At 49.6% G+C, this 12167-nt stretch carries 15 protein-coding genes; 2 read left to right on the forward strand and 13 right to left on the reverse strand.

Annotated elements, in window-relative coordinates; genetic code table 11:
- The 9 genes from GC128_RS06560 to fkpA all read right to left on the reverse strand — a co-directional run.
- On the reverse strand, positions 1 to 128 hold a 128-nt coding region (locus GC128_RS06560; RefSeq protein WP_016197641.1), incomplete at its 3' end, for a GTP-binding protein.
- Between the two features lie 73 nt (positions 129 to 201).
- Positions 202 to 2316: an elongation factor G gene (fusA, locus tag GC128_RS06565; protein WP_034499038.1), complete on the reverse strand. Its 2115-nt coding sequence runs from the start codon at positions 2314 to 2316 to the stop codon at positions 202 to 204.
- Positions 2317 to 2409: 93 nt separating this feature from the next.
- On the reverse strand, positions 2410 to 2880 hold the full coding sequence (rpsG, locus tag GC128_RS06570) for a 30S ribosomal protein S7 (protein WP_034499040.1): 471 nt from the start codon (positions 2878 to 2880) through the stop codon (positions 2410 to 2412).
- 90 nt (positions 2881 to 2970) lie between these two features.
- A complete protein-coding gene (gene rpsL / locus GC128_RS06575; RefSeq protein ID WP_003023654.1) occupies positions 2971 to 3345 on the reverse strand; it encodes a 30S ribosomal protein S12 in 375 nt (124 codons plus the stop codon).
- Positions 3346 to 3471: 126 nt separating this feature from the next.
- Positions 3472 to 3759 (reverse strand): sulfurtransferase complex subunit TusB, encoded by a 288-nt coding sequence (gene tusB, locus GC128_RS06580; protein ID WP_151993636.1) that lies wholly within the window; start codon positions 3757 to 3759, stop codon positions 3472 to 3474.
- 6 nt (positions 3760 to 3765) lie between these two features.
- A complete protein-coding gene (gene tusC, locus GC128_RS06585) occupies positions 3766 to 4125 on the reverse strand; it encodes a sulfurtransferase complex subunit TusC (protein WP_151993637.1) in 360 nt (119 codons plus the stop codon).
- Positions 4125 to 4511: a sulfurtransferase complex subunit TusD gene (gene tusD, locus GC128_RS06590; RefSeq protein ID WP_064514263.1), complete on the reverse strand. Its 387-nt coding sequence runs from the start codon at positions 4509 to 4511 to the stop codon at positions 4125 to 4127. Before tusD ends, tusC begins: the two co-directional genes overlap by 1 nt.
- Positions 4511 to 5233, reverse strand: coding sequence for a helix-turn-helix transcriptional regulator (locus tag GC128_RS06595; RefSeq protein WP_034460202.1), 723 nt, complete (start codon positions 5231 to 5233; stop codon positions 4511 to 4513). Before GC128_RS06595 ends, tusD begins: the two co-directional genes overlap by 1 nt.
- A 177-nt stretch (positions 5234 to 5410) precedes the next feature.
- Positions 5411 to 6226, reverse strand: coding sequence for an FKBP-type peptidyl-prolyl cis-trans isomerase (gene fkpA / locus GC128_RS06600; protein WP_151993638.1), 816 nt, complete (start codon positions 6224 to 6226; stop codon positions 5411 to 5413).
- A 226-nt stretch (positions 6227 to 6452) separates the two neighbouring features.
- On the opposite strand from fkpA, the gene GC128_RS06605 reads away from it, so the two are divergent.
- Positions 6453 to 6671 (forward strand): protein SlyX, encoded by a 219-nt coding sequence (locus tag GC128_RS06605; protein WP_034460204.1) that lies wholly within the window; start codon positions 6453 to 6455, stop codon positions 6669 to 6671.
- Positions 6672 to 6722: 51 nt separating this feature from the next.
- On the opposite strand, the gene slyD is transcribed toward GC128_RS06605, so the two are convergent.
- The 4 genes from slyD to kefG all read right to left on the reverse strand — a co-directional run bounded on the left by slyD (position 6723) and on the right by kefG (position 9981).
- Positions 6723 to 7307, reverse strand: a complete 585-nt coding sequence (gene slyD, locus GC128_RS06610; protein WP_151993639.1) for a peptidylprolyl isomerase — start codon at positions 7305 to 7307, stop codon at positions 6723 to 6725.
- Positions 7308 to 7406: 99 nt separating this feature from the next.
- Entirely contained in the window at positions 7407 to 7607 is a 201-nt protein-coding gene (locus GC128_RS06615) for a YheV family putative zinc ribbon protein (protein WP_034460208.1), read from the reverse strand.
- Positions 7608 to 7621: 14 nt separating this feature from the next.
- A complete protein-coding gene (gene kefB, locus GC128_RS06620) occupies positions 7622 to 9430 on the reverse strand; it encodes a glutathione-regulated potassium-efflux system protein KefB (protein WP_151993640.1) in 1809 nt (602 codons plus the stop codon).
- A complete protein-coding gene (kefG, locus tag GC128_RS06625) occupies positions 9430 to 9981 on the reverse strand; it encodes a glutathione-regulated potassium-efflux system ancillary protein KefG (RefSeq protein ID WP_193216231.1) in 552 nt (183 codons plus the stop codon). Before kefG ends, kefB begins: the two co-directional genes overlap by 1 nt.
- A 125-nt stretch (positions 9982 to 10106) precedes the next feature.
- Between kefG and GC128_RS06630 the strand changes: the two genes are divergently transcribed.
- Positions 10107 to 12011, forward strand: coding sequence for an ABC transporter ATP-binding protein (locus GC128_RS06630; protein WP_151993642.1), 1905 nt, complete (start codon positions 10107 to 10109; stop codon positions 12009 to 12011).
- Positions 12012 to 12167 lie beyond the last annotated feature (156 nt).

The raw sequence follows: 12167 nt of genomic DNA on the forward strand, positions 1-12167 counted from the left end.
GAACCACCGTAGGTTTTAGCCAGAACGGTAGTGATTGCTGCAGTCAGAGTGGTTTTACCATGGTCAACGTGGCCGATAGTACCGACGTTGACGTGCGGTTTTGTACGTTCAAATTTTTCTTTAGACACGGCTATATTCCTTACTGTTGCGCTCTCCCCTCAAGGAGAGAGCACGGGATCAATGTTTTTTAAAACTCTGGGCTTATTTGCCGCGAGCTTCGATTACGGCCTGAGCAACGTTGTTTGGTGCGTCATCATACTTCAGGAATTCCATGGAGTAAGATGCACGACCTTTGGTCAGTGAACGCAGTTGAGTTGCGTAACCGAACATTTCAGACAACGGAACTTCAGCGTGAATCTGAACGCCAGTAGCGTTAGATTCTTGACCTTTCAGCTGACCACGACGACGGCTAAGGTCACCGATAACGTCACCGGTGTTCTCTTCCGGAGTTTCAACTTCAACCTTCATGATAGGCTCAAGCAGAACTGGTTTCGCTTTCTTAAAGCCATCTTTGAAGGCAATAGAAGCGGCCAGTTTAAACGCCAGTTCAGAGGAGTCAACGTCGTGGTAAGAACCGAAGTGCAGACGCACGCCGAGATCCACTACTGGGTAACCCGCCAGAGGACCAGACTTCAGCTGCTCCTGGATGCCTTTATCAACAGCAGGGATGTATTCCGTTGGGATTACACCACCTTTGATGTCGTTGACGAACTCGTAACCTTTCGGATTCGAACCCGGCTCCAGTGGGTACATGTCGATAACAACATGACCGTACTGACCACGACCACCAGACTGCTTAGCGTGTTTACCTTCAACATCGGTAACTTTCGCGCGAATCGCTTCACGGTAAGCAACCTGAGGTTTACCAACGTTAGCTTCAACGTTGAATTCACGTTTCATACGGTCAACGATGATGTCGAGGTGAAGTTCACCCATACCAGCGATGATGGTCTGGTTGGTTTCTTCATCAGTCCATACGCGGAATGATGGATCTTCTTTAGCCAGACGACCCAGAGCCAGACCCATTTTTTCTTGGTCAGCTTTGGTTTTTGGTTCAACAGCGATAGAAATTACCGGTTCAGGGAATTCCATGCGCTCCAGAATGATCACATTGTCCTGATCACACAGGGTATCACCAGTAGTCACTTCTTTCAGACCAATAGCTGCAGCGATATCGCCCGCGCGAACTTCTTTGATCTCTTCACGTTTGTTAGCGTGCATCTGTACGATACGGCCCAGACGCTCACGTGCTGATTTCACCGGGTTGAACACGGTGTCACCAGAGTTAACCACGCCAGAGTAAACGCGGAAGAAGGTCAGGTTACCAACAAACGGGTCAGTTGCGATTTTGAACGCCAGAGCAGCAAACGGCTCGTTGTCGTCTGAGTGACGAACAGCCGGAGTGTCTTTACCGTCGTCCAGCATACCGTTAATCGCGGTAACGTCAGTTGGAGCTGGCAGGTATTCAACAACCGCATCCAGCATCGCCTGAACACCTTTGTTCTTAAATGCAGAACCACAGGTAACCAAGATAATTTCGTTGTTCAGTACGCGCTTACGCAGAGAAGTTTTGATCTCTTCTTCAGTCAGCTCTTCGCCACCAAAGAATTTCTCCATCAGTTCGTCAGAACCTTCAGCGGCGGCTTCAACCAGTTTCTGGCGCCATTCTTCGGCCAGTTCCTGCATATCAGCTGGGATCTCTTCGTATTCGAAGGTCACGCCCTGATCAGCTTCGTTCCAGTTGATGGCTTTCATTTTCACCAGGTCAACAACACCGGTGAATTTCTCTTCCGCGCCGATAGCCAGTTGCAGAGGCACCGGAGTTGCGCCCAGACGTTTTTCAATCTGGTCAACAACTTTCAGGAAGTTAGCACCCATACGGTCCATTTTGTTAACGAACGCGATACGTGGAACTTTATATTTGTTTGCCTGACGCCATACGGTTTCAGACTGTGGCTGAACACCACCAACAGCACAGTAAACCATTACCGCACCATCAAGAACACGCATGGAACGTTCAACTTCGATGGTGAAGTCAACGTGCCCTGGGGTGTCAATGATGTTGATGTGGTGTGGTTCGAACTGTTTAGCCATACCTGACCAGAAACAGGTGGTCGCAGCGGACGTGATGGTAATACCACGTTCCTGCTCCTGCTCCATCCAGTCCATAGTGGCTGCGCCATCATGAACTTCACCGATTTTGTGGTTTACACCGGTGTAGAACAGAACACGTTCGGTAGTAGTTGTCTTACCGGCGTCGATGTGAGCACTGATACCAATGTTACGGTAACGCTCAATGGGTGTTTTACGAGCCATTTGATTCCTCTATATCCTAGGACGTTCATTTAAGTAACCCAAAGCGGGCAGCTCACATGAAGCGCCCGCTTGGTGACTAACACTCCGAAGGGATTACCAACGGTAGTGAGCGAACGCCTTGTTGGCTTCAGCCATACGGTGAACGTCTTCACGTTTCTTAACTGCAGTACCTTTGTTCTCTGCAGCATCAGAAAGTTCGTTCGCCAGGCGAAGAGCCATGGATTTATCACCGCGTTTACGAGCAGCTTCTACGATCCAACGCATTGCCAGAGCATTACGACGAACCGGACGTACTTCTACTGGAACCTGATAAGTAGAACCACCAACACGGCGGGACTTAACTTCGACAGTCGGACGAACGTTGTCCAGAGCGACTTCGAAAGCTTCCAGTGCTTGTTTACCAGAACGCTGAGCCAGGGTCTCCAGCGCGGTATACACGATAGATTCAGCAGTAGATTTCTTACCATCTACCATCAGAATGTTTACAAATTTGGCCAGCAACTCTGATCCGAACTTAGGATCTGGAAGAATTTTACGTTGACCAATGACGCGACGACGTGGCATGGGAATACTCCGTTGTTAATTCAGGGTTGTCCAAAACTCTATTGAGTTTGACATTTATTTAAAACGTTTGGCCTTACTTAACGGAAACCATTAAGCCTTAGGACGTTTCACGCCATACTTGGAACGAGATTGCTTACGGTCTTTAACGCCGGAGCAGTCAAGTGCACCACGAACGGTGTGGTAACGAACACCTGGCAAGTCTTTTACACGACCGCCACGGATCAGGATCACGGAGTGTTCCTGCAGGTTGTGACCTTCACCGCCGATGTAGGAGGTAACTTCAAAACCGTTAGTCAAACGCACACGGCATACTTTACGCAGTGCGGAGTTTGGTTTCTTAGGAGTGGTAGTATATACACGAGTACATACGCCACGTTTCTGCGGGCAGGCTTCCAGCGCAGGCACGTTGCTTTTTGCAACTTTGCGAGCGCGTGGTTTGCGTACCAGCTGGTTAACTGTTGCCATTAAATAGCTCCTGGTTTTAGCTTTTGCTTCGTAAACACGTAATAAAACGGCCTCATATAATATGAGGACGCAGAATTTTAGGGCTGAGCCGAAAAGGTGTCAAGAAATATACAACAATCCTGGATTTTACCAGGAAATATGTTGTTCGTGTTTAACCGTCAATGCAACGAAGTCAGTATAGCTGACCTTGCCTACACCGGTTGAAATTTGAGCAGTTAAGCCGCGAGCCTCGATATCTTCCTGCAGAGCATACACAGAAATGGGGGCTGAGAGCAGTAAATCAAGGGCTTTGGTCCCTGAGATGGCTGCAATGACCGCATCTTGCCGTAATAAAAGTTCATCACCGCATTTCAAACAGCGCAGCAACGATTCAAAATCGGCCTGAAAAGGTGAGTGTTGTAAAATATGCAGCATGTTGCCTCAGAAGGTTAGCACCACATCAAATTGGTGCAGCATTTCGCACAATGCATCAGGCTCAAGCGGTTTAGCATCGAGAACCCAGGTTCTTTCTGGCGATAATCCTCGTTCACGAATCGACGCCGCGCAGAGATAACACTGCTCGATATCGTACAATGGCAGCACGCGGAATGTCGCGATGTAGTCTCTGGAGAGGATAAGGCCTGGTTGCTGATCTGGTATCAGTTGCAAAACCCCATCGCCAATGAAAAACACGCCGATATCTTCGGTTAGTGCTGATGTGGCAAGTAAGGCATCAAGCCCTTCACGCCCGCTGACGCTTCCATGAGGTGCTGATTTAAATACGAATGCTACACGCTTCATCAGAATTGTACCGTCCGATCACAGCTCAACGAAGCCTGAGCCAGTGCCCCTAACCCACTAAGGGTGAAGCCAGGCTGCATATTATGACAAGGTAAACCAAGCTGCTTAGCTTGCTCTGCGTCAGTAACACCGCGACGCAGAGCCGCTGCAACACAGATATGCAATTCAACGCCATGCTGTTCATTGAGCTGCTGCCATGCTCGAACAATATCAAATTCATCATTTGCAGGGGATGTAAGAAGGTTTGCGTTATAAACACCTTCGCGGTAGAAGAACACGCTTTCTAATGTGTGCCCTTGAGCAATAACGGCCTGAGAAAACTGCAATGCACTACTCGCCTGCTGCGTACCATAAGCCGGGCCTGTCACCAGGATGGCAAAACGCATTACTTATCCTGCCCCTGGAAATCACCGTTTTTGAATTGACGGATGTAGAGATAAACCGTGTGCTTAGAAATATTCAAACGATCGGCAACCTGGTTAATCGCATCTTTGATATCAAAGATACCTTTCTCGTAAAGGTTCAGCACAATCTGCCGATTCTTGGCATTGTTGGACACATTGCGATCGGCATTCACTTCTTCAATCGTGAATTCCAGAGCCTGCATAACCAAATCTTCGACTGAGGACGCAAAGTTGACCGATGAAGCCACTTCAGGCGTTTCTGGCGGAATGAACGTCGACATAATTTGCGAGAATGGAACATCAAGATTGATGTTGATACACAACAGGCCGATAACACGTTCATCACGGTTACGAATGGCGATAGTCTCTGACTTCATCAGGACACCGCTTTTTGCACGGGTGAAATAGCATTTGGAAACGCTACTATCCGCACCGGTCATATCATGCAGCATGCGTAAGGCAAGATCGGTAATCGGCGAGCCAATTTTTCGCCCAGTGTGTTCACCATTTGCGATGCGAATAGCGGAACACTTCAGATCTTGCAGCGAGTGCAACACAATTTCACAGTGAGAACCAATCAGCATCGCTAACCCGTCCACCACCGCTTCGTAGGATTTTAATATTTCAAAGTCGGTTTGTTCGAAAGGACGCTGGTCCAGTAAATCAAGCTCACTGGTTTCATTGGTTAAAAGCGAATTGGACATTTAAAGATACCACCCTCTACAGAGAGCCTGTCGCGCTTAAATGGTGTCAGGGCAGACTCATACTCGTTGTTGCGCAGCCTGCTAAGGTAATACAGCGTAAGAGGCGCTTTCCAGCTTTTATTATATCCTGCCTCAAATAAAAAACCGCCGCCCCTGAGGACGGCGGTTAATAATGCCTTATTTGCTCTTAGCTGCATCAGCTTCTGGAGCGGCTTCTGGTTTCGCGTCAGCTTTAGGTGCTGGCTTGATATCCAGCAACTCTACGTCAAATACCAGAGTTGAGTTAGCAGGGATCCCCGGAACGCCAGTTTTGCCATAAGCTAGTTCTGGTGGAATAACCAGTTGGATTTTACCGCCCTTCTTCAAGTTCTTCAGGCCTTCAGTCCAACCAGGGATTACACCATCAAGACGGAAAGAGAGTGGTTCGCCACGGGTGTAAGAGTTATCGAACTCTTTACCGTCGATCAGCGTACCTTTGTAGTTAACGACAACAGTATCGCTGTCAGTTGGTGCTTCACCTGTACCCGCTTTGTTGATTTTATACATCAGACCAGTTGGAGAAGTTTTAACACCTTTCTCTTTTGCGAAAGTATCACGGAAGGTTTTGCCTTTATCCGCGTTTTCTTTAGCATCTTTTTCCATTTTCGCTTGAGCGGAAGACTTCACGCGAGCTTCGAAAGCTTGCAGCGTCTGCTCAATTTCCTGATCGGATAATTTGCTCTTATCAGCAAATGCATCCTGAACACCAGCGATAAGCTGGTTCTTATCCAGCGTGATCCCCAGCTTTTCTTGTTCTTTCAGAGAGTTTTCCATATAACGGCCCAGCGAAGCACCCAATGCATACGCAGATTTCTGATCGTCATTTTTGAATGCCGCATTGCTTGCAGCTGGGGCATCTTTAGCGGCAGCAGTTGCCGGGGCAGCGAACGCCGGAGCGCTCAGGGCAACGGCCATCGTGGTCGCCAGTAGCGTTACTTTAAACAGTGATTTCATCCATTTCTCCAGGGCCGGGGCCTCTAACCCCAAGGTTATTATCAACTAAGAGACGTACTATAACGTCGTGGAAGAAATCTACACAATCTCTCCGCGCCTTATCGAGACAAATTCAGACTCTTTTTGTATAAAGAAGTTTCTTCCTAAGTAAAACAGCGCTGTAACGTGCTGGATTTTTCAGTAGAATCGCCCGAAATTGTCCATCCGCAGGCCAGGAGTATTAGCCATGCAACAGAAATCGACCGAACAACGGCTAGAAGAACTTGAGAGTCGTCTCGCTTTCCAGGAGATTACTATAGAAGAGTTAAATCAGACGGTAACGGCTCATGAATTGGAGATGGTCAAACTGCGCGAGCATTTCCGCTTGCTGGTTGAAAAACTAAAAGCAAGCCAGCCGTCGATGGTGGCATCAGAAGCCGAAGAGACTCCACCTCCGCATTACTAGTTCCCAAAAGAAAAGGCGTGTCACTGACACGCCTTTTTTATCTTTCGCAGATTAGTGGCAACCGCAACCGCCATTACCGCCACAACCGCCTTTACCATGTTCATGGTCGTCGCCGTGACCGTGATCACCACAGCAACCACCTTCATGGTCGTGATCGTGGTGATGATCGTGCTCACCGTGAACGTGGCCATGAGCCAGTTCTTCAGCAGTTGCTTCACGAATAGCGATAACTTCTACGTTGAAGCTAAGATTCTGGCCGGCCAGCATGTGGTTGCCATCAACAACAACGTGCTCATCTTCAACGCCAGTAATTTCAACTGGTACTGGACCTTGGTCGGTATCAGCCATAAAGCGCATACCAACTTCCAGCTCATCAACGCCCATAAACACGTCTTTAGGAACGCGTTGCACCAGGTTTTCGTCATACTGGCCGTAAGCGTCATTTGCGCCAACATTCACGTCGAAACGATCACCAACAACGTGACCTTCCAGCGCAGTTTCCAGACCTGAAATCAGGGAGCCGTGACCATGCAGATAGTCCAGCGGCGCACTCACCGGAGACTCATCAACCAACACACCGTCTTCTGTACGTACCTGGTAAGCCAGGCTGACCACCAGGTCTTTTGCTACTTTCATGATATCTCCTGAGCGAGCGTGAGAAAAAAAACTGGCGCCGATTGTAGCGGAATTTAGCGCCGGTGTACCCCTAAGCTTAAAAAAAGCTGGGGCATCTCGCTAGTCCGGATGAAAAATCCCAATGACTTGCTCTTGTTCGCGAACATGCTCACGAACTTGCTTATCGGCTTCACGCATTTGGTGGCCGCACTTAACACACTCAACAATATCGACATTATTCTCACGCCACATCGCGAGGGAATCTCGCGCCTGACATTCGGGGCAAACAGCCCCGGCAATAAAACGTTTACGCACCGGCATTCGCTTCACCTTATTTATTCAAATTCATCCCAACCATCGAACTGCCGACGCTCTTGCTGCATCTCGCGTTCGAAAATCTCTTCTAATTCACGACGCGCTTCACGCACCCTGGAAATTTGTGCGTTATCAGTATGAATTGGCATTAACTCACGCAGCATACTCATATCCAGACGGCGGAAATGGAGCTGTGCGCGGTGCGCCTGATGAGGATGCATCCCCAATGTCATCAGCGCCTTGCGCCCTAATTCCAGCGCACTGGAGAAGGTTTCACGTGAGAACTGTGTCACTCCAGCTTGCAACAATTCATGCGCTTCGACACGCCCTCTGGCTCGCGCCAGTATCGCCAGATGTGGAAAGTGTTGTTGACACAAATGGACGACTTTCATTGTGTCTTCCGGCTCATTACAGGTGATAACGATAGATTTTGCGGTCTCCGCTCCTGCCGAACGCAGCAACTCAAGCTCGGTGGCATCGCCGTAATAGACTTTGTAGCCATATTTGCGCATCAGACTAACGGAGCTAATGTCTCTCTCAAGAACTGTAATGCGCATTTTGTTCGCCATCAGCAAGCGGCCAATCACCTGCCCAAAACGCCCAAAGCCCACAATAATCACTTGCGGCTGATCGTCTTCCACATAAGGCTTTTCATCGTTTTCGTCATCACCGACATTAAATCGCCGCGCCAGAATGGCATCAACACCTTTCATCAATAGCGGCGTAGTCATCATTGAAAGTGTGACCGTCACCAGTAACAGTGGCATCTGGTCACCGCTGAACAGCTTTTGCGATGAAGCCGTCGAGAAAAGTACGAATGCGAACTCCCCGCCCTGGCTTAGTACACCTGAAAACTGTAGGCGCTCGGAGCTACGCAACCCGAAAAACCACGACAGGCCATACAGCACGCCGGCTTTAACTGCCACCAACACCACAACACCTAAAACAACCCAGAAGATATGGGTGTAAAGCACCCCGAGGTTTAATGCCATGCCAACGGAGATAAAGAACAAGCCGAGCAATAATCCTTTAAAAGGATCAATCGCGGTTTCCAGTTCGTGCCGGTATTCACTTTCCGCCAATAGCACGCCTGCGATAAATGTTCCAAGCGCCATTGAAAAGCCCAGCGCATCCATAAATAGCGCCGAACCCAAAACCAGCAACAATGCCGCCGCCGTAAACACTTCCCGCACCCCGGAACCCGCAATAAAGCGGAACACAGGTTTCAGCAGATAACGCCCGCCAACCAACATCCCCGCAAAAGCCAGCACTTTAAAGCCGATCTTGATCCAGTCGGTATGGCCGCCGTCATTGCCGGCTAACAACGGTACCAGCGCAATAGCCGGAATTACCGCCAAGTCCTGAAACAGCAGCACTGAAAAGCCCAGTTGTCCGGACTCATTGCGATTCATGCCCTTATCACGCATCAGCTGTAGCGCCATCGCCGTTGACGACATCGCCAGGCCAATCCCGCCAATCACCGCGGCTTGCCAGGAAAACTGCGTCAACATCAGTAATCCAGCCAGGATCGTGGCACTAAATAAAACTTGTGCCGCACCGACACCAAATATCGAACGCCGAAGCTGCCAAAGCTTGGAAGGGTTCAGTTCCAGCCCGATGATAAACATCAGGAATACAACGCCCAATTCCGAGAAGTGAAGGATTTCATCTACATCGCTGATAAATCCTAATCCCCACGGCCCAATTACAATACCTGCCAGCAAATAGCCCAGCACCGCGCCAATCCCTAAACGGGCGGCAATAGGTACGGCAACTACCGCAGCAAACAAAAACAGCACTCCCGCCAGTAATACATCTGAACCTTCCATCAACGGCCTCCCGGTAATGTAGGTGAAACCAACCATTCGCCATAAGCTTTCGCATGGCTGGCCAGCTCCTGGGGAGATTGCCGACGAGCCCAGTAAACAATCATCGGGTTCATCCAGTGCATACGGCACATGGCAGCAGTGAGTTCAAAAGGACGCAAAATATCGGTCAGCGGAAAACGGTTAAACCCATCGTGCCGATAAGCACCTTCCGGCTCGCCGGTGGTTATGACACTACGCCAGTACTTTCCCGCCAGAGCAGTACCTCCCACACCACTTGCGAAACCACGGCTCAACACGCGATCCAGCCACTCTTTGAGCAATGCGGGGCAGCTATAGGTATAAAGAGGGTGTTGAAAGACGATAACATCATGCTCTTGCAGCAATGCCTGCTCGCGATAGATATCAATAAAAAAGTCAGGATAGTGCGCATAAAGGTCATGCACAGTGACATTGGCAAGCTGCTGCGCCGGCTGGAGTAAGACGCGGTTTGCGACCGAGTCTTGTGACTCCGGATGGGCATATAGCAGCAAAACTTTCGGCGGCTGCGACATCATTACCCTCCAGGGCGTCGTCATAGTGATTTTTTTGGGCTACCATGCAGCCCGACGCGGTGCCGTTGGCATCACGTTACCTTTATATAATGACAATTTAACATACTCTGAACATACGGCGCTTTATGATTGTTTTCTCCTCGTTACAAATTCGTCGCGGTACCCGCGTTCTGCTGGATAACGCCACCGCTACCATCAATCCGGGCCAGAAAGTGGGTCTGGTGGGTAAAAACGGCTGCGGTAAATCCACGCTGCTGGCGCTGCTGAAGAACGAGATCAGCGCCGATGGCGGAAGTATGACCTATCCTGGTAACTGGGCGCTGGCCTGGGTAAACCAGGAAACCCCTGCACTGGCGATGCCAGCCATTGAATATGTTATTGATGGCGATCGTGAATTCCGCCAGCTTGAAGCGGAACTGGCAAAAGCCAATGAGCGCAACGATGGCCACGCGATTGCACTGGTGCACGGTAAGCTTGACGCGGTTGATGCCTGGACGATTCGCTCACGCGCGTCGAGCCTGCTGCACGGTTTAGGCTTCAGCAATGAACAACTTGAACGCCCGGTCAGTGATTTTTCCGGTGGCTGGCGTATGCGCCTGAACCTGGCACAAGCGCTGATCTGCCGCTCAGATTTACTTCTGCTTGATGAACCAACCAACCACCTGGATTTAGACGCCGTTATCTGGCTTGAGCGCTGGTTGAAAAGTTATCAGGGCACATTGATTCTGATTTCTCACGACCGTGACTTCCTTGACCCGGTGGTGGGCAAAATTATTCATATCGAACAAGAGTCGATGTTTGAATACACCGGCAACTACTCTTCGTTTGAAGGCCAGCGCGCGACGCGCCTTGCTCAGCAGCAGTCGATGTATGAAAGCCAGCAGGAGCGTGTTGCTCACTTGCAAAGCTTTATCGATCGTTTCAAAGCCAAAGCCAGCAAAGCAAAACAAGCGCAGAGCCGCGTGAAGATGCTCGAGCGCATGGAATTGATTGCCCCGGCACACGTCGACAACCCGTTCCAATTCAGTTTCCGCGAGCCAGAAAGCTTGCCGAATCCGCTATTGCGAATGGAAAAAGTCAGTGCTGGTTATGGCGAGCGCGTGATCCTTGATTCAATCAAACTGAATCTGGTGCCTGGCTCGCGCATTGGTTTACTCGGCCGCAACGGTGCTGGTAAATCAACGCTTATCAAACTGCTGGCGGAAGAAATCAAACCGTTGCAGGGCGATATCGGCCTGGCAAAAGGCATCAAGCTCGGCTACTTCGCTCAGCATCAGTTGGAATATTTACGCGCTGACGAATCCCCGCTTCAACATCTTGCACGTATCGCACCGAAAGAGTCTGAACAGCAACTGCGTGATTATCTCGGCGGTTTCGGCTTCCGGGGCGATAAAGTCACCGAGCAAACAGCTCGCTTCTCTGGTGGTGAAAAAGCTCGTCTGGTTCTGGCGTTGGTTGTTTGGCAGCGCCCTAACCTGCTGCTGCTCGACGAACCGACCAACCACCTTGATCTCGACATGCGTCAGGCGCTAACCGAAGCGTTAATTGATTTCGAAGGCGCGCTGGTTGTGGTATCGCACGACCGTCACCTGCTACGTTCAACCACAGACGATCTCTACCTGGTTCACGATGGCAAAGTGGAAGCGTTTGATGGCGATCTGGAAGATTATCAGCAATGGCTTATTGATCTGCAAAAGCAGGAAAACCAGCCTGATGATTCCGCGAAAGATAACACCAATAGCGCCCAGGCACGTAAAGACCAGAAACGCCGTGAAGCTGAATTACGCACACAAACTCAGCCGTTGCGTAAGCAAATCACCACGCTTGAAAAACAAATGGAAAAGTTAAATGCGCAGCTTGCTGAAGTCGAAGAAAAACTGGCTGACAGTGCCATTTACGACCAAAGTCGCAAAGCAGAAATGACCGAATGTCTACAAACTCAGGTGAAAGTGAAGTCAGCTCTGGAAGAATGCGAGATGGAATGGCTTGATGCGCATGATCAGTTAGAACAGATGATGCAAAGCGAATAAATAAACTCGCGAAAATTATCACTTACCCCGGGAGAACTCTATAAGATAACATCCCGGGAAACCTCCTATTCCTTCGCATATATGAATCTTATCGCAATGATTAATTTGACACATTGCTTATACGTTAATCAATAGAGTACAACTGTGCCAGCTAAA

This window comes from Buttiauxella massiliensis (assembly GCF_902500225.1).
GTDB lineage: Bacteria > Pseudomonadota > Gammaproteobacteria > Enterobacterales > Enterobacteriaceae > Buttiauxella > Buttiauxella massiliensis.